28 protein-coding genes are annotated in these 26719 nt (G+C 51.8%); 19 read left to right on the top strand and 9 right to left on the bottom strand.

Annotated features, from left to right (window positions below):
* The first annotated feature begins 469 nt into the window (after positions 1–469).
* The gene (locus ACMHXE_RS07050) at positions 470–1009 is read left to right on the top strand and encodes a DUF962 domain-containing protein (RefSeq protein WP_101055418.1); all 540 of its coding nucleotides are present in this window, start codon (positions 470–472) and stop codon (positions 1007–1009) included.
* A 23-nt stretch (positions 1010–1032) separates the two neighbouring features.
* Here ACMHXE_RS07050 and ACMHXE_RS07045 read toward each other — a convergent pair whose 3' ends face one another.
* Both ACMHXE_RS07045 and ACMHXE_RS07040 read right to left on the bottom strand, forming a co-directional pair.
* Positions 1033–2301 carry an HlyC/CorC family transporter gene (locus ACMHXE_RS07045; protein ID WP_165565390.1) on the bottom strand — a complete coding sequence of 423 codons (1269 nt, stop codon included), beginning with the start codon at positions 2299–2301 and terminating at the stop codon, positions 1033–1035.
* 99 nt (positions 2302–2400) lie between these two features.
* On the bottom strand, positions 2401–3189 hold the full coding sequence (locus ACMHXE_RS07040; protein WP_101055416.1) for an inner membrane protein YpjD: 789 nt from the start codon (positions 3187–3189) through the stop codon (positions 2401–2403).
* 296 nt (positions 3190–3485) lie between these two features.
* Between ACMHXE_RS07040 and ffh the strand changes: the two genes are divergently transcribed.
* From ffh to rplS, 5 genes are all read left to right on the top strand, one after another.
* The gene (gene ffh / locus ACMHXE_RS07035) at positions 3486–4859 is read left to right on the top strand and encodes a signal recognition particle protein (protein ID WP_039034760.1); all 1374 of its coding nucleotides are present in this window, start codon (positions 3486–3488) and stop codon (positions 4857–4859) included.
* Positions 4860–5063: 204 nt separating this feature from the next.
* On the top strand, positions 5064–5315 hold the full coding sequence (gene rpsP / locus ACMHXE_RS07030) for a 30S ribosomal protein S16 (RefSeq protein WP_025010564.1): 252 nt from the start codon (positions 5064–5066) through the stop codon (positions 5313–5315).
* Between the two features lie 21 nt (positions 5316–5336).
* Positions 5337–5867 carry a ribosome maturation factor RimM gene (gene rimM, locus ACMHXE_RS07025; protein ID WP_025010565.1) on the top strand — a complete coding sequence of 177 codons (531 nt, stop codon included), beginning with the start codon at positions 5337–5339 and terminating at the stop codon, positions 5865–5867.
* 16 nt (positions 5868–5883) lie between these two features.
* On the top strand, positions 5884–6627 hold the full coding sequence (gene trmD / locus ACMHXE_RS07020) for a tRNA (guanosine(37)-N1)-methyltransferase TrmD (protein ID WP_101055414.1): 744 nt from the start codon (positions 5884–5886) through the stop codon (positions 6625–6627).
* 34 nt (positions 6628–6661) lie between these two features.
* Positions 6662–7015, top strand: a complete 354-nt coding sequence (gene rplS, locus ACMHXE_RS07015; protein ID WP_025010567.1) for a 50S ribosomal protein L19 — start codon at positions 6662–6664, stop codon at positions 7013–7015.
* Positions 7016–8106: 1091 nt separating this feature from the next.
* Here rplS and ACMHXE_RS07010 read toward each other — a convergent pair.
* On the bottom strand, positions 8107–8496 hold the full coding sequence (locus tag ACMHXE_RS07010) for a DUF3301 domain-containing protein (RefSeq protein WP_101055410.1): 390 nt from the start codon (positions 8494–8496) through the stop codon (positions 8107–8109).
* A complete protein-coding gene (locus ACMHXE_RS07005; protein WP_101055408.1) occupies positions 8493–9506 on the bottom strand; it encodes a DUF3549 family protein in 1014 nt (337 codons plus the stop codon). The genes ACMHXE_RS07010 and ACMHXE_RS07005 overlap by 4 nt, the downstream gene beginning before the upstream one ends.
* Before the next feature lie 104 nt (positions 9507–9610).
* Here ACMHXE_RS07005 and ACMHXE_RS07000 point away from each other — a divergent pair, with 104 nt between their 5' ends.
* Both ACMHXE_RS07000 and truC read left to right on the top strand, forming a co-directional pair.
* Positions 9611–9934: a YqcC family protein gene (locus tag ACMHXE_RS07000; RefSeq protein WP_101055406.1), complete on the top strand. Its 324-nt coding sequence runs from the start codon at positions 9611–9613 to the stop codon at positions 9932–9934.
* On the top strand, positions 9906–10748 hold the full coding sequence (truC, locus tag ACMHXE_RS06995) for a tRNA pseudouridine(65) synthase TruC (protein ID WP_413731799.1): 843 nt from the start codon (positions 9906–9908) through the stop codon (positions 10746–10748). Before ACMHXE_RS07000 ends, truC begins: the two co-directional genes overlap by 29 nt.
* Before the next feature lie 52 nt (positions 10749–10800).
* Here truC and ACMHXE_RS06990 read toward each other — a convergent pair whose 3' ends face one another.
* A complete protein-coding gene (locus tag ACMHXE_RS06990; protein ID WP_099049524.1) occupies positions 10801–10977 on the bottom strand; it encodes a hypothetical protein in 177 nt (58 codons plus the stop codon).
* Between the two features lie 127 nt (positions 10978–11104).
* Here ACMHXE_RS06990 and ACMHXE_RS06985 point away from each other — a divergent pair, with 127 nt between their 5' ends.
* From ACMHXE_RS06985 to purU, 3 genes are all read left to right on the top strand, one after another.
* Positions 11105–11569: a flavodoxin gene (locus tag ACMHXE_RS06985; RefSeq protein ID WP_165565389.1), complete on the top strand. Its 465-nt coding sequence runs from the start codon at positions 11105–11107 to the stop codon at positions 11567–11569.
* Positions 11521–13002: a PTS transporter subunit EIIC gene (locus ACMHXE_RS06980; RefSeq protein ID WP_101055402.1), complete on the top strand. Its 1482-nt coding sequence runs from the start codon at positions 11521–11523 to the stop codon at positions 13000–13002. Before ACMHXE_RS06985 ends, ACMHXE_RS06980 begins: the two co-directional genes overlap by 49 nt.
* A gap of 86 nt (positions 13003–13088) precedes the next feature.
* A complete protein-coding gene (purU, locus tag ACMHXE_RS06975; RefSeq protein WP_101055400.1) occupies positions 13089–13922 on the top strand; it encodes a formyltetrahydrofolate deformylase in 834 nt (277 codons plus the stop codon).
* Positions 13923–13947: 25 nt separating this feature from the next.
* On the opposite strand, the gene ACMHXE_RS06970 is transcribed toward purU, so the two are convergent.
* The 4 genes from ACMHXE_RS06970 to map form a co-directional block, all read right to left on the bottom strand.
* Positions 13948–14313, bottom strand: a complete 366-nt coding sequence (locus tag ACMHXE_RS06970; RefSeq protein WP_101055398.1) for a DUF3718 domain-containing protein — start codon at positions 14311–14313, stop codon at positions 13948–13950.
* A 257-nt stretch (positions 14314–14570) separates the two neighbouring features.
* A complete protein-coding gene (gene dapD / locus ACMHXE_RS06965) occupies positions 14571–15395 on the bottom strand; it encodes a 2,3,4,5-tetrahydropyridine-2,6-dicarboxylate N-succinyltransferase (protein WP_101055396.1) in 825 nt (274 codons plus the stop codon).
* 17 nt (positions 15396–15412) lie between these two features.
* Positions 15413–17992 carry a bifunctional uridylyltransferase/uridylyl-removing protein GlnD gene (gene glnD, locus ACMHXE_RS06960; RefSeq protein ID WP_413731796.1) on the bottom strand — a complete coding sequence of 860 codons (2580 nt, stop codon included), beginning with the start codon at positions 17990–17992 and terminating at the stop codon, positions 15413–15415.
* A 20-nt stretch (positions 17993–18012) separates the two neighbouring features.
* On the bottom strand, positions 18013–18816 hold the full coding sequence (gene map / locus ACMHXE_RS06955; protein ID WP_101055392.1) for a type I methionyl aminopeptidase: 804 nt from the start codon (positions 18814–18816) through the stop codon (positions 18013–18015).
* Positions 18817–19232: 416 nt separating this feature from the next.
* Here map and rpsB point away from each other — a divergent pair, with 416 nt between their 5' ends.
* From rpsB to rseP, 8 genes are all read left to right on the top strand, one after another.
* Entirely contained in the window at positions 19233–19961 is a 729-nt protein-coding gene (gene rpsB / locus ACMHXE_RS06950) for a 30S ribosomal protein S2 (protein ID WP_025010979.1), read from the top strand.
* Between the two features lie 132 nt (positions 19962–20093).
* Entirely contained in the window at positions 20094–20945 is an 852-nt protein-coding gene (tsf, locus tag ACMHXE_RS06945; RefSeq protein ID WP_028779851.1) for a translation elongation factor Ts, read from the top strand.
* 69 nt (positions 20946–21014) lie between these two features.
* Positions 21015–21746 (top strand): UMP kinase, encoded by a 732-nt coding sequence (gene pyrH, locus ACMHXE_RS06940; protein ID WP_039034774.1) that lies wholly within the window; start codon positions 21015–21017, stop codon positions 21744–21746.
* Between the two features lie 28 nt (positions 21747–21774).
* Positions 21775–22332: a ribosome recycling factor gene (gene frr, locus ACMHXE_RS06935; protein ID WP_101055390.1), complete on the top strand. Its 558-nt coding sequence runs from the start codon at positions 21775–21777 to the stop codon at positions 22330–22332.
* A gap of 84 nt (positions 22333–22416) precedes the next feature.
* Positions 22417–23244, top strand: coding sequence for a polyprenyl diphosphate synthase (gene uppS, locus ACMHXE_RS06930; RefSeq protein ID WP_101055388.1), 828 nt, complete (start codon positions 22417–22419; stop codon positions 23242–23244).
* A 20-nt stretch (positions 23245–23264) separates the two neighbouring features.
* Positions 23265–24122: a phosphatidate cytidylyltransferase gene (locus tag ACMHXE_RS06925; protein WP_039034777.1), complete on the top strand. Its 858-nt coding sequence runs from the start codon at positions 23265–23267 to the stop codon at positions 24120–24122.
* Positions 24123–24126: 4 nt separating this feature from the next.
* A complete protein-coding gene (gene ispC, locus ACMHXE_RS06920) occupies positions 24127–25317 on the top strand; it encodes a 1-deoxy-D-xylulose-5-phosphate reductoisomerase (protein WP_165565385.1) in 1191 nt (396 codons plus the stop codon).
* Between the two features lie 15 nt (positions 25318–25332).
* Complete coding sequence (gene rseP / locus ACMHXE_RS06915) at positions 25333–26715, top strand: sigma E protease regulator RseP (protein WP_165565384.1); 1383 nt, start codon at positions 25333–25335, stop codon at positions 26713–26715.
* The last annotated feature ends 4 nt before the right edge of the window (positions 26716–26719 follow it).

Raw genomic sequence — 26719 nt, 5'->3', positions numbered from 1 at the left:
GGGATAGAGCCTATCCACGTGCGTTAAAAATGAGTAAAAACAAGTATCCCATTAAGCCTAAGAAAAATGCCGTTCACACTAAGTGAACGGCATTAACCCCAGGGTCGGCTTTTTATTCTGGGTTATTGTTCGAGGTGTTCACAGTGTCATTTACGTCGTCAGGATGAGCTATCTCTGAGGGTAGAGGAATGACTGATTTGGCTAATGATATTGACGATGCATTAGCTTCTGGAGGTAAACCGAACAAAGTTACTTGGATAGCTTTGTGCAAGTTGTTCAATGATGGGGAGTTATTGTCACCTAGGAGGTGTTGCGTTAATCTCAAACCATTAATTGGCCTAAATTGTCTTTGATAATTGGTGGCTGAAGCATAAGTAAGCGTTTGCTATGAGCGCTGTGACTCATTACCCAGGCACTCGAGGTCCCTGCTCAGCGGGAGGAGAATAATAACAAAACCAAGGAGAGTATTATGAAGTCGGCTGTTGAGCAGTTGTCCACCTATAAGAGTGTGCATCTGAACCCCACCAATATCAAAAGCCATTTTATTGGTATCCCATTGATAATCTGGTCAGTATTTTTAATGCTGTCGCTATGGCGTCTGCCTTTTGTTGAAGGTACGTTCAGCATAGCCATGCTGCTGGCTGTCGGGGTCATGGTCTATTACATTAAGCTGCATTGGCGTTTGGCGCTGGGACTGGCGCTGTTTATCCTGCCAGTGATTCTGACAACTGAATGGCTCTATAACCTGGGCTATGCCAGTATCTGGTTGGGAATAACCGTTTTTGTTATAGGTTGGATATTCCAGTTTATCGGTCACAAGTATGAAAAGGCCAAACCGGCCTTTATCGATGATCTCAACCAGCTGCTTATTGGCCCGTTTTTCCTGATGGCCGAAGTATTTTTTATGCTGGGACTGGAAGAGGAGTTGGATAACACTATTACCGCTATTGCTCGAGATAAACGCCGGGCATTGGAAGCCGCCAAAAGGGCAGCCAAAACTGCCCAATGACTTAGTTCAAAGCAAGTTGAGTGTCAGGATGGGCGATAAAATTGTGGCATGATCCGTACTGTTTTGATCATGTTGTCGGCCACTTCTACCACTTCCATCGGGTAACCTGCGAGCCGCAGGCTGGTGTTGGCCTGGGGGATCTCCTCCAGATATTCCAGGATCAAACCATTGAGGGTCTTGGGGCCGTCGGTGGGAAAGTCCCACTCCATCTCTTTGTTGAGGTCGCGGATATTGATGGTGGCATCGATCAGGAAGCTGCCATCCTGCTGCGGGGTAATATCTTCGCTGGGAGTGGTGATCATGGAAGTGGTAAAGTCGCCGACGATTTCTTCAAGAATATCCTCCAGCGTCACCAAACCTTGAATATCACCGTATTCATCCACCACCAGGCCGATGCGTTCCTTATTGTGCTGGAAGTTGGCCAATTGCACGTTGAGCGGCGTGCCTTCGGGAATAAAGTACAGCTCTTTTACAGCCCTCAGCAGGGAAGATTTACTGAACTGTTCCTTGGATTGCAGTCTTAACGCATCACGCAGATGCACAAAACCCACGGCATCATCTATGTTGTCACGATACAAGAGTACCCGGGTATGCGGGCTCTGAATAACCTGTTTGTTAATGCTCTTGAAGTCATCATTGACATTAATGGCGTAGAGTTCGGAGCGGGGCACCATGATGTCTTCCACTGTGACCTTTTCCAGATCCAGAATTGACAACAACATCTCCTGGTGGCGCCTTGGGATAAGGGCTCCTGCTTCATGCACAACAGTGCGGAGTTCCTCCTGGCTCAGGGCGTCATCGGTACGTATGGTGCGGATCCCCATCAGTCTGAGTATGAAAGACGTGATGATGTTGACGCTTTTGACCAGAGGCAAAAACAGCCATAACAACCACTTGAGTATCAGGCTTGAAGGGAAGGCGATGCGTTCTGGGTGCAGTGCAGCTACAGTTTTGGGAGTCACTTCGGCAAACACCAATACCACGAGTGTCAGTACCCCTGTGGCGATGGCTAGTCCTAAGTCGCCCCAGAGTCGGATACCCAAAATAGTGGCGATTGAGGAGGCGAGAATATTAACCAGGTTATTGCCTATGAGGATCAGGCCTATGAGTTTGTCGGGACGGTCGAGTAGTTTGATGGCGCGTTTGGCACCTTTGTGGCCATTATTGGCCAGATGACGTAACCGGTAGCGGTTGAGGGTCATCATGGCGGTTTCCGAACCGGAAAAATAAGCCGAAATCAGGATTAACAGCAGTAGAATTATCAGGAGTATGCCGGTCGATATATCGTCCAAAAAGGGGCCCCGTCAGGAATAGCGAAAGTTAGTAAATACTGGCAATTGGATGGAGTGTCAAGTCAGGCAAAGGTCTAGCCTTGCCCGACTTAATTCAGATTAACTCAGGATAAGTTCTTTGACGATGCGGGCGCCAAAGTAAGCCAGGGAGAGCAGGCTGGCACCGGTCAGACTGTAGATTACTGCCGTGCGGATACGACAACCCAGAGTATATTGCTGCCACAGCATAGCGATATAGACGAACCAAGCCAGAATGGAAAGTACCGCCTTGTGGCCCTTGCCATCGGCAAACATGTCATCAAGGAAAATAAAGCCGGTGGCCAGTGACAGACTCAGCAGAATCACCCCTATGATGATCAGATGATACAGCTGCTTTTCGACCGTCATCAGTGGCGGAAGCGCGGGGTTCAAAATCAGTTGCTTTTTCTTTAACTTATTTTGGATTACCGCCAGTTGTATGGCGTAAAGCGCTGCTATCATCAAGGCACTGTAGGCCATTAGCGACAACACCACATGGACCAATACTTCTGGGTGCAGTTCAAAATGAGTGATGTACTTAGGTGGCAGTAGCCATAGCAGGGATACGGATATCACAGAGCAGGCGTACACCACAGGTACCAGCACTATGACCTTGATACGGGAAAGTACCAAGGTAAAGGCCAGGGCGATAATCCAGTTCACCATAGATATTACATTGGTCAGACTGAAATTCTGGCCATCGACAGTAAAGATCGCCTGGTACAAGGCTGCAGCGTGCAGAATCACACCCAAAGCGGCAAAACCGGCAACGGCGCGGCGATTGGGCCCCTCGGCGTGAAACAAGCGGCTTGTCACTAATATCAGCGCTATGCTGTAGAAAAACATCGCGGCAGCAGAGAGAATGACCATCTGGGATTAACCTATCCTTATGTGTAATTGGCCTCTGTGGGCAGCTTTAGAAAACTTGCTGGTATTAGAATAACATGAGCCACTGGTAATTGGGCAGTGACCTAGACGACAAAATTACTCAGTGCCCGGTAGATTAGTGCGTAATAAAGGGTAATTGGTTCCCGTCAAAAACATTCATTTGTACCTTGATAAGCGTCTATTTAACCCCATGTTGAGAACAGGGCTGCATTAATACCCCGGCTATAGTTATAATATGCCCCATCATTTTACATTCATAAACGGTATAGAACTGGACGATGTTTGAGAATCTCACCGACAGATTGTCCCGCACCCTGAAAAATATCAGTGGTCGGGGTCGCTTGACTGAAGAGAACGTGAAGGACACCCTGCGCGAAGTTCGTATGGCACTGCTAGAGGCCGATGTGGCTCTGCCTGTGGTGCGGGAATTTGTCAGCAGCGTCAAAGAGCGTGCCGTTGGCCAGGAAGTGGCCAAGAGCCTGACCCCTGGGCAGGTATTTGTCAAAATCGTTCAGAGTGAACTGGAAAAAGCCATGGGGGAAGCCAACGAGGCTCTCAACCTGGCTGCTCAGCCACCTGCTGTATTGATGATGGCAGGACTGCAGGGTGCGGGTAAAACTACCAGTGTTGCCAAGCTGGGTAAGTTCCTGCGTACCAGACAGAAGAAGTCTGTACTTGTGGTCAGTGCCGACGTATACCGTCCGGCGGCGATTAAGCAGCTGGAAACCCTGGCCAATGAAGTCGAAGTCGAATTTTTCCCATCGGACGTCAGCCAAAAGCCGGTGGATATCGCCAATGCCGCCATCGCTTACGCCAAGCGTAAGTTTATCGATGTAGTGATTCTGGATACCGCCGGTCGTCTGCATGTGGACGAGGCGATGATGGATGAAATCAAGGCACTGCACGCCGCGGTCAAGCCGGTTGAAACTCTATTTGTGGTTGACGCCATGACAGGTCAGGATGCGGCCAATACCGCTAAGGCCTTTAATGAAGCGCTGCCGCTGACCGGGGTGATCCTCACCAAGGTGGATGGTGATGCCAGAGGCGGTGCAGCCCTGTCCATTCGCCATATCACAGGTAAACCGATTAAGTTCCTGGGGGTGGGTGAAAAAACAGATGCGCTCGAGCCTTTCCACCCAGACAGGGTAGCTTCCCGTATTCTGGGGATGGGCGACGTATTGTCGCTCATCGAAGAAGTTGAACGCGGTGTTGATAAGGAAAAAGCCCTTAAGCTGGCCTCTAAAGTGAAGTCCGGCGGCAGCTTTGACCTTGAAGACTTCCGTGAGCAGCTGCAGCAGATGAAGAATATGGGCGGCATGATGGGGATGCTGGAAAAACTACCCGGTGTTGGTCAACTGCCTCCCGATGCTTTGGCTCAGGTGCAAAACGGTAAGCTCACAGGCCAAATGGAGGCTATTATTAACTCCATGACGCCAAATGAACGTAAGCGTCCGGATATGATCAAGGGCTCACGAAAACGCCGCATCGCTGCCGGTTCCGGTACTCAAATTCAAGATGTAAACCGTTTGCTGAAGCAGTTTACCCAGATGCAGAAAATGATGAAGAAAATGTCCGCCAAAGGCGGCATGCATAAGATGATGCGCGGCCTGGGCGGCATGTTGCCCCCGGGAATGAAGTTCCCCGGTCGCTGATACAAAATGACCTTACTTGATGTTCTTAGCTATTGTCCCGCTTGGGATAAGCTGTGAATGGGCGTTGTAAAATTAGCCGGGATCGGTTGCAATCGCCCGAAAGTCAGGTAAAATCTTCCGGCTTTCTATCTGGGACTCTTCGCGAACACGGGGTTCCAGTTTTTATTTTTGCTGAAAAGCAAATCATTAGAGGATAAAGAACGCATGGTTACCATTCGTTTAGCTCGTGGTGGCGCGAAAAAGCGTCCATTTTACAACATCGTTGTTGCTGATAGCCGCAATGCCCGTGACGGTCGTTTCATCGAGCGTGTAGGTTTCTTCAACCCTCTGGCCAAAGGCCAGGAAGAAACTCTGCGCCTGGATCTGGACCGTGTTGAGCACTGGGTTTCAAACGGTGCTGCAACTACAGAACGCGTAGCAAAACTGATCAAAGACGCTCGTAAAGCAGCTGCTTAATAGCGTTTAAGGTATAGATTGATGAGCAGTAACCCACAGCCAATCGTGTTGGGCAAACTTGGTTCCAGCTATGGCATTAAAGGTTGGCTGAAAATCACCGCCTATACCGATTCTGTTGAAGGTATTTTTGACTATTCACCTTGGCTCATTAAAGAGCAGGGCGAATGGCGTGAAGTGAAGGTCACCCAGTGGCGCTATCAGGGCAAGGCGGTTGTTGCCGCACTTGAAGGGGTAGAGACGCGGGAGCGGGCGCAGATGCTCACTAACTGTGAGATCGGCATCTTGCCTGAGCAGATGAAAGACCTGCCGGAAGATGAATTCTACTGGCGCGATCTTATCGGCTGCGAAGTGATCAACACCAAGGGCTACAACATGGGTAAGGTCGATCAGATCGTGGAAACAGGATCCAACGACGTCTTGCTGGTGAAAGCCAACGCCAAAGATAGCTTTGGCAAAGCGGAACGTATGATCCCCTTTGTCACCGAACAGTTCATCAAAGAGGTGAACGTTTCGGCAAAACAGATTTTAGTGGATTGGGATCCGGACTTCTGAGTCGAGGAAACAGCTTATGTGGTTAGGGGTAATCACCCTGTTCCCGGAGATGTTTCGAGCAGTAACAGACTTTGGCGTGACGGGTCGGGCCGTGAAGAATGGCCTGCTGGAAGTACAGACGTGGAATCCCAGGGATTTCACCCATGACAGACACAACACAGTGGACGACAGACCTTATGGTGGTGGTCCAGGAATGTTGATGATGGTTCAGCCCCTTCGCGATGCCATTCATGCAGCCAAGGCTGCGGCAGGTGAGGGAGCCAAGGTGATATATCTGTCACCTCAGGGACGCAAGCTGACTCAGCAAGGCGTATCTGAGCTGGCACTATCATCCAAGCTGATCCTGGTGTGCGGTCGCTACGAAGGTATCGATGAGCGCATCATTCAGACGGAAGTGGATGAGGAGTGGTCGATTGGTGATTACGTGCTCTCGGGCGGTGAATTGCCGGCAATGACCCTGATAGATTCGGTTTCGAGACTGGTTCCCGGCGTGCTGGGCAAACAGGCCTCGGCAGAGCAGGATTCCTTCTCTGACGGATTATTGGATTGTCCTCACTATACCCGGCCTGAATGTCTCGATGGACTGGATGTTCCGGCGGTGTTGCTCAGCGGCAACCACGAACAAATTAGACGCTGGCGTCTACAGCAGAGTTTGATAAGAACACTGCAGCGACGACCAGAATTATTTGAAAATCTAGCTCTGACTGACGAACAGACGACTCTATTAGCGCAGTTCGTTGACGCAATGGACTCAGCCTAGTCGCAGCTCAGTTAATTCTAGAACGGAGTAAGTTATGAACAACATCATTAAAATGCTCAACGATGAGCAAATGAAAAAAGACGTACCTGAGTTCGGTGCCGGTGATACCGTAGTCGTTCAGGTTCGTGTTAAAGAAGGTGACAAAGAGCGTCTGCAGGCCTTTGAAGGCGTGGTTATCGCTAAGCGTAACCGCGGTCTGCACTCTGCATTTACCGTACGTAAGATCTCTAATGGTGAAGGTGTTGAGCGTGCTTTCCAAACGCACAGCCCACTGATTTCCAGCATTGAAGTTAAGCGTCGTGGTCGCGTTCGTCGTGCCAAGCTTTACTATCTGCGTGAGCGTTCAGGTAAGTCTGCACGTATCCGTGAGAAGCTGGCTACTAAGTAAGCCGCTACATAAAGACGCAAGTGTTCGCACAGAGACCCGCCTATATGGCGGGTTTTTGTTTTCAGCCCTAAACCTCCTTCATAGCCGAAGGCGTACATTCAGCTATGCCTGATGAATGTTTTTATTAGAAACTTCCCCTACCGCAACCAAAGCGCTCTGCTTGGGAATGTAAATTCTAAATATGGCATATGGGGCGGTAAGTTCCTGACAAGCGGCTTTTATAGAAAAGCGTTAACGTATTTTAGGGCGACACCTTTATCCCTTATTGAGATTATTGATGTTTGAGTAATTCTGTTGCAGATTTATAGGCGATATGTTTTTTGCTACACATCGTTTTCCATTAAAGCCGGGTCTTGTGTGCGAGATGTCTCACAAGGTTGTGAGACAAACAAGAGTTAAACAGCAGGTTTTGTCGCTGGAAAATAATTAAACCATTTAAAATTAATTACTTATTAAACCCACTTTAATTGCTGCAAAAAAGTTACATGAGTTATTGAACGGTTTGTGTACAACTCCTGAGCCCGGATTGGATTAGTATTTAAATTATCCAAGGAGAAGGATGATTCAGGGAGCAAGGTCAGGATGATCTCAACCGTGAGGAACTCGGTCCAAGGATGATTCAAGGAAGATGCCTATCAGGATGATGGCAAATAGGGAAAGGTACTGACCCAAGGAATGTGGTCAGCGTCAGGAAGACGAAACAGGATGTATTGAACGGATGCGCAAGGACGGTACTGGACACGCTTAAGGATAGAGCAAGGCCCGATCAAGGGATAATCGGGACTAAGGGAACAGGTACGCAAGTACAGGGACTCACCAGGATGGTACAGGGAGCGCAGGACGCACGGCAGACGCATGGATGGTGCAGGGAAGCAACTTAATAGCTGGAAGGCTTAACAGAGAAACAGATGGGCGCGGCTTAATTGTCGCGCCCTTTCTTATTTTGAGGCTTTGACCTCGGGAGTATCTGCACATCAGGCTTTGATGGCTTAATATTTCAAAAGACAGCTTAATAGATAAACTCAGTCGTTCAATACTCTGAATTTTAATGGCAGAACAAGCCTCACTTGCTTTCAGCGGTAGGGAGGACCTCAACGGCACTTACCCGAACTGCACCCCCCTCGTGAGCCACAGCCGCCACCGACGCTGCCCCTGGCCGTTGGCGCTTCATGCCACTCGGGTTCGGGAAATATTGGCCATTCAATTTTCTGGATCTGTTTGCCATGCATCAGAATATGGCCGCGATACTGGTTGATGCCATCGGTACTGAACTCAAACATAAAGCGTGCCTTCCAGCACAGACCATTCTTGCCACCTATGCTGGGACGCGCCGACTCCATGGCAATGGCCAGCATCTGCACCTTTTGTCGTTGGCATTCCCGCTCGGCAAATACCCGGCTGAGTTCGGCCATTTGTCGCAGCTGCCAGAAAAACGCAGCAATCATAACCAGCGCTGCGATCAGTAGAAAATCTGTCATCATTCTGTGGTCGCCCTGAACAGACCGCCAATGGCGCCGGATAGGCGGTCACTGCGGTGAGGATTGCGAAGTTCGCTCAATACCTGGGTACGTATCCCGGGTATGGCCACAATATCAGCAAAGATTTGATTAAAGAAGCTTTGCTCCTGCAAAGCCAAAGCCTCGAGATAAATTTTGCGGCATTCATCCTGTTTCAGACTAAGCCAGCAGCGGGCGGCGATGGCGACCAGGGCATCAATATTTAGCGTTTGTTGCTTGTCCAGCTCAGTTATCGCCTGTTGGCAGAGTCCCGGGTGAGACGCCAAGGCGCGAAGGAAGTAAACCTTATGCTCAGGGGCAGCTTCTTTGAATGCCTGGAAGATCGTTTCGGCAAGCGGCTCAGGCAGCAATATATGTTCCAATTGTTGGCAAAGGGCAATCTGCACCTCGGTGGCGCCTTTGTTCAATCCTTGCTGCAACAGGGCTGAGTGGTCCAGTTCATTGACCCGGGCACAGATATCCGCCAGCCCTTGCAGTCCCAGATGTTGCCAGTTATCGGCAGCCACCTTGCCGCTCAGGTATTGGCAGGCATATTCATACTGTACCGAAGCGGCTTGTCCCAATTGTTTACGCACCAAGGCGTTGAACAGGGCCAATTTTTCCTGCGATGGCTTGAAACTGAAGGGGTGATTGGCCATCTGTTGCTGCTGGGCTTCACTCAGTTCACGGGTCAGGTTTTCCCCCATGGCTTCAAGCAGCATCTGAATAAACTGGCTACGCGCAGCGGGGACCAGGAGTCCGCGCTCATCCAAGGGTAATTTCAAGAACCAGATATACTGCTGATTACTGCCATCCCAGAACACCAGGGCAAACTGGGCGTGCCCTTGAATGGGAAAGGGGTAGGGGCTTTGAAGGGCTTCTATTTGATGAAAAGCCATGGGATCTATGTGCTGCACCCTGCGGCCGAGATCATAGACCTGATATTGGGTGTTGGCGGCGCTGAGAAGTTCGCTGAGGGTAGTGATACTGTCCATGCTCGTTTGACTCTTGTACAACAAATGCGGTGCATTATAGGGATAAGCTTGGCCCGATGGTATGATTGACGCCAATTTATTGTTTTGGATCTGCGAGGTAACAGATGCCTTTTCTGGCGACTGAAAAACTCCTGTTGGCCTTAGAGGTCGAATTGAAAGCGCTGGGAATGTGGAGCACAACTGCTCCAGACGAGGCAGCCTTGACCAGCCAGGTGCCCTTTGCCTGCGATAGCATGGCGTTTGAAGCTTGGCTGCAGTTTATTCTGTTGCCGAAAATGCGCCTACTGATAGAAGCACAAATGCCGTTGCCATCGTCCATAGCAACTGCGCCTATGGCCGAGCACGTTTGGGGTGAAGCGCCCACCTACCGTAATTTGATCACTTTGTTGAGAGCCTTGGATGAACTCCTTACCAAACAAGCAAGATGAGACTCAGCTTCAAGCCGAGCTTTCGGAGCAACCTTTGACTCCTGTGGATGAAGAATGCCCCGAGATCCGTATCCTCTATGAAGATGAACACCTGGTTGCCATTCATAAACCGGCCGGATTGCTGGTGCACAGAACCTATCTGGCGCGAAAAGAGCGTTTTTTTGCCATGCAGCTGACCCGGGATCTGGTGGGTTGCCACGTGTTTCCTGTGCACAGGTTGGATAGGCCGACCTCGGGCGTCCTGTTGTTTGCCAAGAGCAGTGAAGTTGCTGCTATTTTGTGTCAGCAGTTTGCTGGGCGCGAGACGCGTAAGGAATACCTGGCCCTGGTGCGCGGCAATATGCACCAAGCCGGTACGCTCGACTATCCACTCAAAGAAGAGCTCGATGCCGTGGCCGATAAACAGGCCGATCACAACAAGGAAGCCCAGGATGCCATTACTCAATATGCGCCGCTACTCAATGCTGAGATCCCTTTCCCATCAGGGCGGTATCCCAGCAGTCGTTTCGCCTTGATGCGCCTTTCGCCGTTAACCGGACGAAAGCATCAACTCAGAAGGCATATGGCACATCTGCGTCACCCCATTATCGGCGACACCACCCACGGCGATGGCAAGCAAAACCGTTTCTTTCGTGAACACTTTGGTCTCAACCGTTTATGGTTGCTGGCTCAGAGCTTGAGCTTCACTCACCCAAAGACAGGCGAACCCGTCACCATAGTGACAGAGCCGGAGGCCGAATGGCAGCAAGTGTTCGATGGCCTGGGCTGGGATGAGTCCCAGCTTGAGTCAGACAGCGGTTTACTGCTGGCTTAGGGAAGGTGCGAATAAGTCCTCGTGGCACACATGGGACTTGTTCGCACCTTCCTTAGGTTTCGTCTTTATTGGTGCGCTGGTGCATCATGTCAAGCAAGGGACGGTAGGCGTCGAGTGGATAGTGGGCATGGTGTTGGTCTTGTTGAGCGGCTCTAAAGTAACACATACGGCGCACATGAGTTGCCCTTTGATGTTGCTTCTGAAGTTTCTGTCTGCTGCTCTGTCGCATCGCTGCGTTTCCTTATCGCCAATGGCGTGTCGGCTTGGTGTCTGTTGATGCTTATGCTTGCAGCATAAGCAGACGATACAGTATGGTGGAGAACAATGAATATTGGCTCCGAGGTGCAGAGTATAACATGAAAAAAGTGAACCTGGTGTTTGGAACTGTCTATGGTAATGCCCAGTTTGTTGCCGAGACGCTCCAGAAGCAGCTCCAGACTCATGGTGTGGATGCCAAACTTTGGCAAAGTCATGAGCTTAAAGGGTATGTACCGACTGCCGATGAGTATTTGTTGCTGATATCTTCCACTACCGGGCAAGGGGATCTTCCGGATGATATTTTGCCTTGGTTTTTGGAACTGAAAGATACGGCCCCCTACTTACCAGAGCTTAGATACGGGGTTATTGCCCTGGGAGACTCGAGCTATGAGACCTTCTGTGGTGCCGGTAAACAATTGGATGAACTGTTTGCGGAGCTTGGTGCCAAACGTATCGGTGAGCGTTTGGAGATTGATGCCTGCGAAACCATGGAACCCGAGGTCGAGGCTCAAGAATGGCTCAACAACTGGCTACCCCTGCTGAAAACAGAAGCGGGCGCCTGAAAGGCTTTTCACAACATTGGTTTAAGTTTGCTCAGCGCCTGAGTCAGGCGCTGCTTGTCCCCATAGCTATCCTGCCCGCTGCCGGGGTGATGAAAGGCCTGGCCAGTACGCCGACAGGTATTTTGTCTCCTTCGCTCAATGAGCTGTTTGCCACCACAGGCAATCTCATCTTCACTATGATGCCGCTGCTGTTTGCCATCGCCATTGCCATAGGTTTTTGCCGCGATCAGGGGATTGCCGCCTTCAGCGCAGCGTTCGGTTTTGGGGTATTCAATTCCACTTTATCGCTGCTTTCCTCGCAAAACCCCGTGCATACCTCGGTTTGGCTCGGAGTGGAGACCATAGATACAGGTATAGCCGGTGGTATGTTGCTCGGGGTAATGACCTGCCTGGTGATGGCCATGAGTCGTCACTTGCGTTTGCCGGCTATCTTTTCCTTTTTTGAGGGCCGCCGCAGTGCGCCATTGCTGATGCTGCCGTTGGCTATGTTACTGGCTTATTTGTTGGCGCTTATCTGGCCACCTTTGGCTCACTATATTGAGGTGTTCTCCAACTGGGCTGTGTATCAAAAGCCGCAGCTGGCCTTTGCCATCTATGGCACAGTGGAACGCCTTTTGTTGCCACTTGGGCTGCACCATATCTGGAATGCGCCTTTCTACCTGGAACTTGGGCAGTATTATCAGGATGGTCAATGGCTCAGAGGCGAAGTGGCGCGCTACCTTGCCGGCGATCCCCAGGCCGGCAATCTGGCCGGGGGCTATCTCATCAAAATGTGGGGTCTGCCGGCGGCGGCCCTGGCGATTTGGCGCTGTGCCGACAAGAGTGAACGCAATCGGGTGGCAGGCATCATGCTGTCGGCGGCGGCCACCAGTTGGCTCACCGGGGTGACAGAGCCGATTGAGTTTGCCTTCCTGTTTGTGGCGCCTTTGCTGTATCTGGTGCACGCACTGCTGACTGGGCTGGCTTATGCAGTCTGTATCTGGCTCGATATTCACTATGGGCTGGTGTTTTCCAACGGTTTGCTGGATTTTGCTCTTCTGTGGCATCAATCTGCCAACGCCGGTTGGTTTCTGATCCTGGGTCCCTTGACAGCTGTCATCTATTACCTGATTTTCCGTGCTTCCATTATGGCATTCAATCTCAAGACGCCGGGGCGGCTGGAGCCGGAAAATGCCTCGGGCGGCAATCTGCTGGCCATGATAGGTGCCCTTGGCGGCGCCGCCAATATCCGCAACCTCAGTGCCTGTATGACCCGTTTGCGCCTGAGCGTCGAACGTCCTGAGCTAGTGGATAAATCCCGCCTATTGGGATTGGGTGCCAAGGGCGTGATAGTGGTAGGGCAGGGCGTCCAGGTGGTGTTTGGCACCAAGGCCGAGACCTTGAGAGGGCTTTTGCAAAGGTATCTGGATAGTCGTCAGGCCAGCCGGGGATAACGAGCTGCTTTCAATGAATAAATTTTAAGCGCACCAGCGGCGAGACTGTGGCATATTCAAACTTTGATACTGCGACAGGAACCGATATGCCACGCAAAATACTGATGATTGATTGTGCCGATGAATATGGGCTTATCGCCAGAGTGACTGGAGTGTGCTTTCAGCACAGACTGAACATCATCAAGAACAACGAGTTTGTCGATAATCAACAGGGGCGCTTTTTCATGCGAACCGAACTTGAAGGCGAATTCGATGAAACTAAGCTGCTAAAGGAGTTGGCCGAGGTACTGCCCAAGCAAAACCATATGAAACTGGTGGATGCCGGACGCAAGCGCATAGTGGTGCTGGCGACCAAGGAGGCCCATTGCCTCGGTGATCTCTTGATGAAAACCTACTATGGTGCCCTCGATGTGGAAATCGCCGCCATAGTGGCCAACTACGACACACTGGCACCGCTGGCGGCTAAGTTTGAGGTGCCTTTTCATCACGTCAGCCATCAGGGGCTGGATCGCAGCGCCCACGAGCGTGCCATGTTGGAAATTATTGCCGGCTACCAGCCTGAGTACCTGGTACTGGCCAAATATATGCGAGTACTCACCCCAGAGTTTGTCGAGCAGTATCCCAATAAGATAATCAATATTCATCACTCCTTTCTGCCGGCCTTTATCGGCGCCAATCCCTATCGTCAGGCGTGGGAGCGCGGGGTGAAAATTATTGGTGCCACGGCACACTTTGTGAATAACTGTTTGGATGAGGGACCTATCATCAAGCAGGATGTGATCCCTGTGGATCACAGTTACAGCGCGGCAGATATGGCCAAAGCCGGCCGAGATGTGGAAAAAAGTGTTCTCAGCCGGGCTCTGGCGCTGGTACTCAACGAACAGGTCGTGGTGTACGGCAACAAGACCTTGGTATTTTAACCCGAGTATTTGGGGCTCAGTAGATTCAGCGGAAACTCACGTAGAGTTTTTCCTCCTCTGGGATCATAGCCATATCGGAAATGGTCACTTTGCCGGGCAGGAAGCGGCCAATCTTTTTGGCGGTGCGATCGGCGCCATGACTCATGGCAAATTGATGCAGTGACTCACCATTGCATACCAGTCGAGGGAACACTCGCTGTTCATTGATCCGGTACTCACGCAGGGTGGTGGAAAATTCTATCATGCTGTTGCTGGCACTGGACTTACAGACCTGGATCAACGCCTGCTCAATATAAGGATCCATTGCAGCCTGGGCACTGAGAGAGCCAAAGCTCAGGCCGGCCACAGCCAGTAATACGGCGCCGGTGCGGGTACGTTGGCAAATGTTCATGGCTTGCTCCTTTTCGGGATGCTTCAAGTACCACTTAAGTACAGTCGCAGCAGCGGCATTTTCCAGTGATTGAATAGAGGCTTTCTGTCAGCAGTTGTTGCTGTTTGGGCAGGGCGTGTCCCAAGGTGTGGAAGTTTGTCTCTTGGTAAGTAAATGTGTCTGCCTGTGCCCTTATGGGCAGAGCAGACAGACACATAGATGGGGATACTGACCTAATAAAGCGTTTATTGCTCGAGGTTAGCTCCCGAGGGCAAGGGTCAGTCGACCATCCGCAGCAGTTCGTTGATACCCACTTTCCCGCGGGTCTTCTCGTCTACCTTCTTGACTATGATGGCGGCGTAAAGGTTGTACTTGCCGCAACTGGATGGCAGGGTGCCTGACACCACCACAGAACCTGCTGGAACCCGGCCATAGTGAATTTCACCGGTTTCGCGGTCATAGATGCGAGTGCTCTGGCCGATATAGACCCCCATGGAGATCACTGAGCCTGCCTCGACTACTACGCCTTCAACTATTTCAGAGCGGGCACCGATAAAGCAGTTGTCTTCAATAATGGTCGGGCCGGCCTGCAGTGGCTCAAGTACGCCACCGATGCCGACACCGCCGGAGAGGTGCACGTTCTTGCCAATTTGTGCGCAGGAGCCAACCGTGGCCCAGGTGTCGACCATGGTGCCTTCATCTACATAGGCGCCCAGGTTAACGTAAGAGGGCATAAGCACAGTGTTTTTACCGATGAAAGAGCCTTTACGTACTGCAGCAGGTGGCACGACACGTATGGCTTCGGCGCGAAAACGCGCTTCATCATAGGCGGCAAACTTTTGTGGTACTTTGTCGAAATACTTGGTTTCGGCCCCGTCGATTACGCCATTGTCGAAGATGCGGAAAGACAGCAAAACGGCTTTCTTGAGCCATTGGTGCACATGCCATTGGCCGTCCAGTTTCTCGGCCACTCGGGCCTCTCCTCTGTCCAGCATGTCAATCACTCGTTCCACGTCGGCACGCAGCTCGGCGTCAACTGTGGTTGGGCTTATCTGTGCGCGAGCTTCAAAAGCCGCCTCAATACGTTGGCGTAAAGCCTCCATTGGTTTCTCCCGTTTACTTAGGTTGTTGGGGTCCCGAATTGGGACAGGGCACTGATCAGTGACTCTTTCAGCCTGTGTTGCTGGGCTTCATCCAGTGCCAGTCCCTGATTGGTTTGTAGAATAAAAAAGTCCTCGGCGCGCTCGCCTATCGTGGTGATCTTGGCCGCCAGAAGGGTGACATCACAGCGATAGAAGGTTTCACCTATCTTGGCCAGCAGACCCGGGCTATCCAAGGCTATCAGTTCCATCATACTTGTACCATGGCGGCGGGTCGGCAGAAAACTGACCTGAGTCGGAACTTTAAAAGGTTTCATCTTGCGCGACAACTTGCGAAAGCGCGGGAGCTTGGGTTGTTCGCCACTGAGCGCCTTGTCAAGGGCCTTGCGTATGCTTTGTATCCGCGATAGCTGACTGACAGCTTTGCCGTCCTGCTCGAGGATCACAAAGGTATCCAGAGCGTAATTGTCCTTGGATGTCATAATGTTGGCATCATGAACATTGATATTCTTGTTGTCCAGCACCGCCATCACAGTGGCAAACAGCTTGGGTTTGTCCTGGCAGTAGACAAACAGCTCGGTGCCGCCACGGGTGGTGTGTTTGGATACCATCACCAGAGGTTCATCCTGCTTGTGCTTGAGAATGGCTTCGGCGTGCCAGGCGATTTGATTGGGTTGATGACGCAAAAAGTAATCGGCCTTGAATCTCTGCCATAACAGATCCAGCGCTTTTTCCTTGAAGCCGCGCCGCAGCAACTCTTTCTTGGCCTTGGCTTGATGCTCCCGCACCCGAGCACGAATATCCACCGGTTTTTCTTTGCCGCGGGCAAGCACCCTCTGAGTGGCAAAATAGAGATCCCTCAGCAGAGAGCCCTTCCAGTTGTTCCAGGTTTTTTCATTGGTGGCACAGATATCGGCTACCGTCAGGCAGTAGAGGTAACTCAGGTGCACCGCATCGCGAACTTTATCGGCAAAGTCGGCGACCACTTCCGGATCGGAAATATCCCGCCGCTGGGCGACAATCGACATCAACAGATGATTCTCCACCAACCAGCTGACTAAGCGGCCGTCGTGGTCGTTGAGGCCGTGCAGTTTGCAAAATTCCAGCGCATCGACGGCTCCGAGCTTACTGTGATCGCCGCCGCGCCCCTTGGCGATGTCGTGGAAAATGGCCGCCAATACCAGAAGCCCCTTTTTTGGCAACTGATTGATCAGTACCGAGCCGAGTGGGAATTCCTCTTTCTGTTCTGCCTGGGCAAATTTGTCGATATTGAGCAGCAGCCTGTGGGTGTGTTCATCCACAGTGTAGGCGTGGAAGAGGTCGAACTGCATCTGGCCCTCAATGGCGCGCCAGGCAGGTAAATAAGCCGACATCACCCCGTGTTTGTGCATCAGCGACAGAGCGGCAATACCGCGAGGATGGCGGAGAATTTCCATAAATACCCTGCGGCAGCCCTCCCGGGCCATCAGAGGTTGTGGCTGGGCCCGTCTGGCTCTTCTCAGTGCCCTCAGGGTTGGGGCGTAAATCCCCTGAATGTTGGAATTGCGGGCCACATGCAAAAACAGCCTGACGATTTCTTCCGGATCGTCAAACAGCGCCAAGTCCAGCGCCTCGATAAAGCGGCCGCGACGCTGATAGTGTTCATCTATAGGCTGGATTTCCAGCGCTTGGGTATGTCCCAAGGTGGCGCGTTTGAACAGTTGCAGCAGCATCTCGTTGAGCTCCATCACCCGCCGCACTGTGCGGTAATAGTGCTTCATCATCTGCTCGACAGCCAGTTGGGTAGCGTCTTCGTAACCCATGAGGCCGGCTACTTGGCGTTGCAAGTCAAACAGTAAACGGTTTTCGTCGCGGCCCGATGCCAGGTGCAGGGCAAACCTCAGCTCCCAGAGGAAGTGCTGACACTCCAGCAGCTCTTCGAGTTCGGCCTGCTCCAGAAAACCGTGCCCGACCAACTCTTCGAGTTTGGCGGCATCGAAGTGGCGCATGGCGACCCAGGCTATGGTTTGAATATCCCTGAGGCCACCGGGGCAGGTCTTGATATTGGGCTCGAGGTCGAAGGCGTTGGCCCTGGCGTGGCGGGCGCGCTGTTCATCGCGCTTGGCGCTGAAAAACTCGTTCGATGGCCAGAATTGGTGCTCGCGAATCGCGTCATAGAGAGTATCAAACAGGATTTCCGGGCCGGTAAGCAACCTGGCTTCCAATAGGTTGGTGGCTATTGTGATGTCCTGGCGACCCTGCTGCAGGGTTTCTTTCAGGGTTCTGACACTATGGCCTATTTCAAGACCAGCGTCCCAGAGAAAGGCGATATAGGCGCTGAGCCTGCTCTCGGCTGCCGGGTCCAGGTTGTCATCCACCAGAAACAGCAGATCTATGTCTGAATAGGGGTGCAGCTCGCCGCGGCCATAGCCGCCAACGGCGATAAGGGCGATGGGATAAGCATCCAACCCTTCGACCTGCCATTGTTCAATCAGCTGCTTATCGACAAAGCGACAGCGGCTGGTAACCAGTTCGACTATCTTTTCTCGCGAGGTAAACCTGTCAAACAGGGCCTGATTTTGCTCACAAAGTGCCGTTTTGGCTGCCAGCGCTGTGCTCATTCTATTCCTTGGGTGACGCCTTATTTGGCGTGATTGATGATCCTCGGGAAATCTTCCTCGGCGCGCAGCGTCAGAACTTCTACGCCGGTCTGGGTGATCAACAGAGTATGTTCCCACTGAGCTGAATTTTTACCATCTGAGGTGGTGACAGTCCAGCCGTCATCCTTGTTCAATACAGAAGTATGGCGACCGGCGTTGATCATCGGCTCAATGGTAAAGCACATGCCGGGGCGCAGTATGGTCTTGTCGTTGTTTTTGTAGTGCACTACCTGTGGTTCTTCGTGGAAGCCGGCACCTATGCCGTGACCGCAGTAATCCTGCACGATTGAATACTTGTCCAGGCCTGACTTGCTGGCCTTGATAAACTTCTCAACCGTGGTGCCAATTTCGCCCAGCTGCATGCCGGGGCGAACTTTACGAATGGCGGCGTAGAGACTTTCTTGGGCGATGCGGCACAGGCGGCGATCTTTCGGGCTGACATCGCCAATAAGGAACATTTTGGAAGTGTCGCCGTGATAGCCATCCTTGATGACAGTGATGTCGATATTGAGAATATCGCCGTCCTTGAGCACGCGATCGCTGGGAATACCGTGGCAGATCACTTCATTGATAGAGGTGCAGATGGACTTGGGAAAACCGTGGTAGTTGAGTGGCGCAGAGATGGCGCCTTGTTCTTCGGTGTATTTGGCGCAGATATCATTGAGTTCGTTGGTACTGACCCCGACCTTGACGTGTGGGGCTATCATTTCCAACACATTGGCGGCCAGCTTGCCGGCGGCGCGCATTTTCTCAATTTCTTCTGCTGTCTTGATGACTATACTCATGGGGCTTTCTCTTAATAACGAGTGCCTTGGCCAAGGCCAATTCACCTTGTTTGTGAAACGGTAAAATAACGCTGCTGACGCGGCTTTGAACTGAGTTTAAGGCCGACATGAGAGCGGTAAAAAGTTTGTGTTTGCCGGCGATTTATGGTATAAAGCGCGCCGTTATGTTTGACTCTAAGTGACTTTGAGTTGACGACTCTATGAGTTCGAATTAGCTTCAAGTCGGGCTGCCTTTGATGGGGAAACCCATTTTGTCGGCAGGTCAGAGTAAAGATGGCGGCCATTATACATGGCATTTAACTCAAATACTAAATCACACACGTATCGACACATTCTTCGGGGTGCCCGCGGCTTGGCCAAAGGGTCGAAGACATGGGATGCGTGGAGGTCTAACCCCTTAAATTAAGGTATAGAAAATGACTACAGTTTCAATGCGCGATATGCTCCAGGCCGGTGTACACTTCGGTCACCAAACCCGTTACTGGAACCCTAAGATGAAGCCTTTCATCTTCGGCGCCCGCAACGGTGTACACATCATCAACCTCGAGCACACTGTGCCAATGTTCAATGAAGCTCTGGCTTTCATCAGTAACATTGCTTCCAAGAAAGGTAAAATCCTGTTCGTAGGCACCAAGCGCGCTGCCAGTGAAGCCATTAAAGAAGCTGCCGTATCTTGCGAGCAGTTCTACGTGGACAAGCGCTGGCTCGGCGGTATGCTGACCAACTGGAAAACCGTTCGTCAGTCAATCAAGCGCCTGAAAGATCTGGAAACCCAGTCTGTTGACGGTACTTTCGACAAGCTGACCAAGAAAGAAGCGCTGATGCGTACCCGTGAGCTGGAAAAGCTTGAGAAGTCTCTGGGTGGTATCAAGAACATGGGCGGTCTGCCAGACGCCATTTTCGTTATCGGTGCCGACCATGAACACATCGCTATCAAAGAAGCCAACAACCTGGGTATCCCAGTTGTTGCCGTAGTAGATACCAACTCTGCTCCAGATGGCGTTGACTACATCATTCCTGGTAACGACGACGCTATGCGTGCAATCCGTTTGTATGCTGAGTCTGTAGCTGCTGCTGCCAAAGCTGGCCGTGGTCAGGACCTGGCTGTTCAAGCTGAAGAAGACGGTTTCATCGAAGCTGAATAATAAGGTGCGATGCTAGTACATCACCCTTATTAACCAAGAGATATGATTGGTTAACAGGGGCCATATGGCCCCTGTTTTATACCTACTTATCAACAGGTTAAATTTGTCGAATTATCAATTGAGGATTTAACAATGGCAATTACTGCTGCCCTGGTTAAAGAACTGCGCGACCGTACTGGCGCAGGCATGATGGATTGTAAAAAAGCCCTGACCGAAACTAACGGTGATATCGAAGCTGCAATCGATAACATGCGTAAGAGCGGCGCGGCTAAAGCGGCCAAGAAAGCCGGTAACATCGCTGCCGAAGGTACTATCCTGATCAAAAACGGTGCTGGTTACACTGCTCTGGTTGAAGTTAACTGCCAGACTGACTTCGTAGCCAAAGACTCCAACTTCCTGGCTTTCGCCAATGAAGTTCTGGACGCAGCCGCTGCTGCCAAAGTGACTGTTGAAGATCTGAAAGCCCAGTTCGAAGAAGCACGTGTTGCCCTGGTTGCCAAGATCGGTGAAAACATCAACGTTCGTCGCGTTGAGTACATCGACGGTGACAAGATGGCTTTCTACCGTCACGGCGATCGCATCGGTGTTGTTGTTACTGGTGAAGCCGATGAAGAAACGCTGAAGCACATTGCAATGCACGTTGCTGCCTCCAAGCCTGAGTACGTTAACCCAGAAGACGTTCCAGCTGAAGTGGTTGAGAAAGAGCGTTCCGTTCAAGTTGAAATCGCTATGAACGAAGGCAAGCCTCAGGAAATCGCTGAGAAGATGGTTGCCGGCCGCATGAAGAAGTTCACCGGTGAGGTTTCTCTGACTGGTCAGCCATTCATCATGGAGCCAAAGAAAACTGTTGGCGAAGTTCTGAAAGAGAAAGGCGCCACTGTGACTAACTTCATCCGCTTGGAAGTGGGTGAAGGTATCGAGAAGAAAGAAGAAGATTTTGCTTCTGAAGTAGCTGCCCAAATCGCTGCTTCCAAGAAGGCTTAATCGCCAATTCTTAACCCTCCCAAGACCGCAGCAGCCGCTGCGGTCTTGTTATGACCAGGACAGAAAAAGATGAGCACCAACCCAAAACCTGCATTTCGACGTATTCTGCTGAAACTGAGTGGCGAAGCCCTGATGGGCGAAGAAGGCTTCGGTATCGATCCCAAAGTACTGGATCGTATGGCCCAGGAGATTAAAGAGCTGGTTGAGCTCGGCATTCAGGTTGGCGTGGTCATCGGTGGCGGAAACCTGTTCCGTGGTGAAGGGCTGGCCAAGGCCGGTATGAACCGCGTGGTGGGCGATCACATGGGTATGCTGGCGACAGTGATGAATGGTCTGGCAATGCGTGATGCGCTGCACCGTGCCTATGTTAATGCCCGTCTGATGTCTGCTATTCCGCTCAATGGTGTGTGCGATAGATACAACTGGGCCGAAGCTATCAGCTTGCTTAAGTCCGGACGCGTGGTGATTTTTGCTGCCGGTACCGGTAACCCATTCTGTACTACTGACTCTGCTGCTTGCCTGAGAGGGATTGAAATTGAAGCAGAAGTCGTGCTAAAAGGCACTAAAGTTGACGGCGTATATTCAGATGACCCTATGAAGAACCCTGAAGCCGTCAAATACGATGAACTGAGTTACAATGAAGTTCTGGATAAAGAATTGAAAGTCATGGATCTGGCTGCTTTCACCATGGCCCGTGACCACGACATGCCTATATTGGTCTTCAATATGAATAAGCCAGGTGCGCTGCGCCGGGTTATCATGGGTGAAGAAGCCGAAGGCACGCTGATCAAAACGAAATAACCGACTGATTGCAAAAAGGACATTTAACGTGATTGATGCGATTAAAGAAGATGCACAGGTTCGTATGGACAAGTGTGTGGAAGCCACCAAGGCACAAATGGCCAAGGTGCGTACCGGCCGTGCTCACCCCGCACTGCTGGATTCTATCCAGGTGTCTTACTACGGCACCATGACCCCGCTCAAGCAGGTGGGTAATATTTCAGTTGAAGACAGCCGCACTCTGGCGGTTAACGTGTTCGACCGTAGCATGATCCAGGCAGTAGAAAAGGCGATCATGAGCTCAGATTTGGGCCTGAACCCTATGTCTGCCGGTGCGACTATCCGTATCCCGCTGCCGGCCCTGACCGAAGAGCGCCGCCGTGATCTGGTTAAAGTGGTTCGCGCCGAAGCGGAAAACGGTCGTATTGCCGTGCGTAACGTTCGGCGTGATGCCAACTCTGCGGTGAAAAACCTGGAGAAGGATAAAGAGTGTACCGAGGATGATGTACGCCGTAGCGAAGAGGAAGTGCAGAAGATAACTGACGCACATATCAAGAAGATAGACGAGCTGTTGGCCGCGAAAGAAGCGGAATTGATGGAAGTCTGATATTGACTCGCTAAACTAGAGTTGATGCGCCGTGTAGGGGTATACTACGCGGCGTTTGTCTATTTATAAGGGTTGTTTATTCAGATGTCATCCAATATGGAAGCCGATCCTACGACTCCAACCAGCACAGGTGACTGCCAGACTTCGAAGTGCTTACCTGAGCAGCTTTCAGAGCTGGTAAAACAGTCTATCCCGCAGCATGTGGCTATCATTATGGATGGTAACGGCCGTTGGGCTCAGGCCCAGGGTAAAGCCAGGGTTTTTGGCCATAAGGCCGGAGTCAAAGCCGTGCGCCGGGCCGTGAGTACAGCAAGGCAACTCGGGGTACGTTCGTTGACCCTGTTCGCGTTTTCCAGTGAAAACTGGCGTCGTCCGGACCAGGAAGTTAGCCTGTTGATGGAACTGTTCTTTACCGTACTGCGCCGGGAAATCAAGCTACTGCACCAAAATGGTGTCCGGTTGAATATTATTGGGGATACCAGTCGTTTTTCCGAGAGACTGCAAAAGCAGATCCGTGCAGCCGAAGAGAAAACCGCTGCCAACTCAGAGCTAATCCTCAATGTCGCCGCTAATTATGGTGGCCGCTGGGACATAATGCAGGCCGCCCGCAAACTGGCAGAAAAAGTCGAATCCGGTGAAATGACCAGCAGTCAGTTCAGTGAAGAGGCCTTGGCAGAACATTTGTGCATGCAAAATCAACATGAAGTTGATTTAATGATCCGTACGGGCGGGGATTACCGCATCAGTAATTTTATTCTCTGGCAGGCGGCCTATGCCGAGTTGGTCTTTACCGACACCCTTTGGCCGGATTTTGATGAGCAGGCATTTCGCCAGGCTGTGGCGACTTTTGCCAGCCGCCAGCGTCGTTTCGGTCTGACCGGAAGTCAGATAGAAGAAATACGCAGCGAATAACATCTTACGAGGGACATTTTTTGCTAAAACAACGAATAATAACAGCAATTTGGTTAATCCCACTGGTTATGGGAGCCATTTTTTTGCTCCCGGCGAGTTATTTTTCATGGGCCCTGGTGGCGGTATTCTTGATTGCGGCAAAAGAGTGGGGCCGCATTATCGACAGCCGTTGTGAGGTCACTCAATGGAGTTTTACCGCCACTCTGGCGATAGTCTTGGTGGCGATTAACCTACTGGTGCCGACCGATGCCGTCTGGTCCAGAGGTCAGTTACACCCCATCATGCTGGCCATCATTCTTATTGGTGCCTGTTGGTGGCTGTTCTCTCTGGTGCTGGTGATCTCCTATCCCCGCAGCGCCAAACTCTGGCAGGGCAGCCCCATGCTCAAGTCCATGTTCGGCCAGTTGACCCTGCTACCTTGTTTCGCTTCCCTGATCGCCCTCAAAGCGCTTAGCAGTCCTGCTGACCCTTATTTTGGCGGTATCCTGGTGTTCTTGGTGATGCTGACGGTATGGGCCGCTGATTCGGGCGCCTACTTTGCCGGTAAAGCGCTGGGGCGGATTAAGCTTATGCCCAATGTCAGCCCGGCCAAGACCCTGGAAGGTTTACTGGGCGGCCTGCTGACCACCATGGTGGTGGTGGCCGGAGTTTGCTATTTCTCCCCCGAGCAGGAGCTTGGATTGCTGATAGCAGTGACTCTATTTACCGCTCTGGCCTCGGCGCTCGGCGATCTGTCCGAGAGCATGTTCAAGCGCGCCGCTAAAATTAAAGACTCGGGCACCATATTGCCCGGCCACGGTGGTGTGCTGGATCGCATCGACAGCCTGACCGCAGCCTTGCCCGTATTTACCCTTATCTATATTGCATTCTGGATGTAGTGCTATGCAAAACATGGTGATTTTAGGAGCGACTGGCTCAATTGGTGCCAGTACCCTCAGTGTGATCCAACATAACCCGGCGGCATATAAGGTTTATGCGCTGGTGGCCAATACCAATGTCGACAAGATGGCCGAGTTGTGTGCGATCCACCGACCTGAAATTGCCCATATGGTTGACCCCAATGCTGCCAAGTTATTGGCTGGGCGTTTGGGGGCCGACTCTGCTACCCGCGTCAGTAGCGGTGAGTCAGAACTACTTGAGCTGGTGGCTCACAGCCGGGTCGATACCGTGATGGCTGCCATAGTCGGTGCCGCCGGCATGTTGCCAACGCTGGCGGCAGTCAAGGCCGGCAAGCGGGTGCTGCTGGCCAACAAAGAGGCACTGGTGATGTCCGGGCGCTTATTTATGGAAGCCACCCGTCAGTCGGGCGCGACTCTGCTGCCGGTAGACAGTGAGCATAACGCTATTTTCCAATGTTTGCCGGAAGCCGTGCAGCAACAGCTGGGCTATTGCGATCTTCAAGGTGCAGGTATTTCATCGATTTTGCTCACCGGCTCAGGTGGGCCATTCTTGAGCGCTGAGCTTGCCAGTCTGGCGAGTGTGACACCGGCCCAGGCCATCAAGCATCCGAATTGGTCCATGGGGCCTAAAATTTCTGTCGATTCGGCGACTATGATGAATAAGGGACTTGAGTATGTGGAGGCGCGCTGGTTGTTCAACGCCAGTGCCGAGCAGCTTAAGGTGGTTATCCACCCCCAGAGTGTGATTCACTCCATGGTGCAGTATCAGGATGGCAGCGTGTTGGCACAGCTGGGCAATCCGGATATGCGTACCCCGATAGCTCATTGCATGGCCTATCCGGAGAGAATTGTCTCAGGGGTTGAACCTTTGGACTTTTTCAAAGTCGGACAATTGAGCTTCTGTGAGCCGGATTTTGCCCGTTATCCTTGCCTTGAGTTGGCAATGACTGCCAGTGTCGCGGGGCAGGAGGCGACCACAGTCATCAATGCGGCCAATGAAATGGCTGTTGCCAGCTTCCTTAAAGGGGAAATTGGCTTTACCGATATCGCCCGGGTCAATGAAGCCTGCTTGGCCCGTGTGCCGCAATCGCCTTTAAATTCCATAGAGGATATTCTGGCATTGGACGGCCAAAGTCGTCAGTATGCCGAGGAAGCTATCGCCGTATGCAAGTGAGGAAAATAAGGTCTGATGTTTGATTTTTTATGGAACCTGGGCGCTTTTATCGTCGCCTTGGGGATACTGATCACCGCCCATGAATATGGCCACTTTTGGGTAGCCAGGCGCTGTGGTGTCAAGGTAGAGCGTTTCTCCATCGGCTTTGGTAAGGCAATTTGGCGTCGCTTCGGTAAAGATGGCACCGAATATGTGATTGCCATGATCCCGTTGGGTGGCTATGTCAAAATGCTCGACGAGCGGGTTGAGGATGTGCCAGAAGAGCTTAAAGATCAGGCCTTTAATCGCAAGAGTGTCTGGGCGCGTATCGCAATAGTCGCTGCCGGGCCGATAGCCAACTTTATCTTTGCCATTTTCGCGCTCTATATTATGTATCTTATCGGCGTGCCTTCACTCAAGCCGGTGATCAGCGATGTCAGACCCGGCTCGCCAGCGGCCGTGATGCAGATAGATGGCCCTCAGCAGATAGTGGCGGTTTCCGGGCAAAAGGTACGCAACTGGGAAGAAGTGAATCTGGCACTGGTCGGCCATATCGGCGATGACAGCATGAGCTTGACCCTGAGGCCGCTCGACCAGATATCTCAGCCTGACGATGGTCTTGAGCCTTCCGGGCGCACCTATCAGTTGGATATTCGCAACTGGCGTTTCGATCCGGAAAAAGAATCCCCCTTCAGTACGCTGGGGCTGGATATCTTCCGCCCGGATGTGATCCCTGAAGTGGAGACGGTTACCGAAGGCGGTGCGGCCGCCAAGGCCGGAGTTAAGGCCGGTGATATTCTGGTGGCCGTCAATGGTGAGGTATACAGCGACTGGCAAACCTTTGTCGGACAAATTAAAGTATCAGCCGGTAAGCCGTTGCAACTGACGGTTAAGCGCAGTGGGGAGCAACAGACCTTCACTCTGATCCCGGACAGCCGCAAGGGTGCCAATGGCGAAATGGAAGGTGTCATCGGCCTGGCGCCCAAAGCCCCCAAGTGGCCGGACAATATGTTGCTGGATTTGCAGTATGGCCCACTTGAGTCCATTTCGGTGGCGGCAGATAAAACATGGCAACTTGTGGTCGTCAGCTTTAAGATGATCGCCAAGTTGTTTACCGGTGATGTTTCGGTTAAAAATTTGAGTGGCCCCATCTCCATTGCACAGGGGGCCGGTAACAGCGCCAACATAGGGTTGGTATATTTTCTCGGGTTCCTCGCCCTGATAAGCGTAAACCTCGGCATTATTAACCTCTTGCCGTTGCCAGTGCTGGACGGGGGACACTTGATGTATTACTTGGTGGAAGTAATAACAGGTAAGCCTGTATCCGAACGGGTACAGGAAATTGGATTCAGATTTGGGGCGGCGTTGCTGCTGATGTTGATGAGTATTGCCCTTTTCAATGATTTTGCCCGACTCTGAGCAA

It is taken from the genome of Shewanella sp. BJSY2023SW007, assembly GCF_047314525.1.
GTDB classification, from domain to species: Bacteria; Pseudomonadota; Gammaproteobacteria; order Enterobacterales; family Shewanellaceae; genus Shewanella; species Shewanella chilikensis.
The sequence above is the reverse complement of the archived record's forward strand: the minus strand, read 5'-3'. Positions and strand labels throughout refer to the sequence as shown.

Coding starts and splice junctions, on each gene's coding strand:
- ACMHXE_RS07050 (WP_101055418.1), top strand. CDS start 470: ATGAAGTCGGCTGTTGAGCAGTTGTCCACCTATAAGAGTGTGCATCTG.
- rpsB (WP_025010979.1), top strand. CDS start 19,233: ATGACTACAGTTTCAATGCGCGATATGCTCCAGGCCGGTGTACACTTC.
- ACMHXE_RS07005 (WP_101055408.1), bottom strand. CDS start 9,506: ATGGACAGTATCACTACCCTCAGCGAACTTCTCAGCGCCGCCAACACC.
- trmD (WP_101055414.1), top strand. CDS start 5,884: ATGTGGTTAGGGGTAATCACCCTGTTCCCGGAGATGTTTCGAGCAGTA.
- ACMHXE_RS07000 (WP_101055406.1), top strand. CDS start 9,611: ATGCCTTTTCTGGCGACTGAAAAACTCCTGTTGGCCTTAGAGGTCGAA.
- uppS (WP_101055388.1), top strand. CDS start 22,417: ATGTCATCCAATATGGAAGCCGATCCTACGACTCCAACCAGCACAGGT.
- ispC (WP_165565385.1), top strand. CDS start 24,127: ATGCAAAACATGGTGATTTTAGGAGCGACTGGCTCAATTGGTGCCAGT.
- ffh (WP_039034760.1), top strand. CDS start 3,486: ATGTTTGAGAATCTCACCGACAGATTGTCCCGCACCCTGAAAAATATC.
- map (WP_101055392.1), bottom strand. CDS start 18,816: ATGAGTATAGTCATCAAGACAGCAGAAGAAATTGAGAAAATGCGCGCC.
- truC (WP_413731799.1), top strand. CDS start 9,906: ATGAACTCCTTACCAAACAAGCAAGATGAGACTCAGCTTCAAGCCGAG.
- pyrH (WP_039034774.1), top strand. CDS start 21,015: ATGAGCACCAACCCAAAACCTGCATTTCGACGTATTCTGCTGAAACTG.
- tsf (WP_028779851.1), top strand. CDS start 20,094: ATGGCAATTACTGCTGCCCTGGTTAAAGAACTGCGCGACCGTACTGGC.
- ACMHXE_RS06980 (WP_101055402.1), top strand. CDS start 11,521: ATGGCTCAACAACTGGCTACCCCTGCTGAAAACAGAAGCGGGCGCCTG.
- ACMHXE_RS06990 (WP_099049524.1), bottom strand. CDS start 10,977: ATGCGACAGAGCAGCAGACAGAAACTTCAGAAGCAACATCAAAGGGCA.
- rimM (WP_025010565.1), top strand. CDS start 5,337: ATGAGCAGTAACCCACAGCCAATCGTGTTGGGCAAACTTGGTTCCAGC.
- glnD (WP_413731796.1), bottom strand. CDS start 17,992: ATGAGCACAGCGCTGGCAGCCAAAACGGCACTTTGTGAGCAAAATCAG.
- purU (WP_101055400.1), top strand. CDS start 13,089: ATGCCACGCAAAATACTGATGATTGATTGTGCCGATGAATATGGGCTT.
- rseP (WP_165565384.1), top strand. CDS start 25,333: ATGTTTGATTTTTTATGGAACCTGGGCGCTTTTATCGTCGCCTTGGGG.
- ACMHXE_RS06985 (WP_165565389.1), top strand. CDS start 11,105: ATGAAAAAAGTGAACCTGGTGTTTGGAACTGTCTATGGTAATGCCCAG.
- ACMHXE_RS06970 (WP_101055398.1), bottom strand. CDS start 14,313: ATGAACATTTGCCAACGTACCCGCACCGGCGCCGTATTACTGGCTGTG.
- dapD (WP_101055396.1), bottom strand. CDS start 15,395: ATGGAGGCTTTACGCCAACGTATTGAGGCGGCTTTTGAAGCTCGCGCA.
- ACMHXE_RS07040 (WP_101055416.1), bottom strand. CDS start 3,189: ATGGTCATTCTCTCTGCTGCCGCGATGTTTTTCTACAGCATAGCGCTG.
- rplS (WP_025010567.1), top strand. CDS start 6,662: ATGAACAACATCATTAAAATGCTCAACGATGAGCAAATGAAAAAAGAC.
- ACMHXE_RS07010 (WP_101055410.1), bottom strand. CDS start 8,496: ATGATGACAGATTTTCTACTGATCGCAGCGCTGGTTATGATTGCTGCG.
- rpsP (WP_025010564.1), top strand. CDS start 5,064: ATGGTTACCATTCGTTTAGCTCGTGGTGGCGCGAAAAAGCGTCCATTT.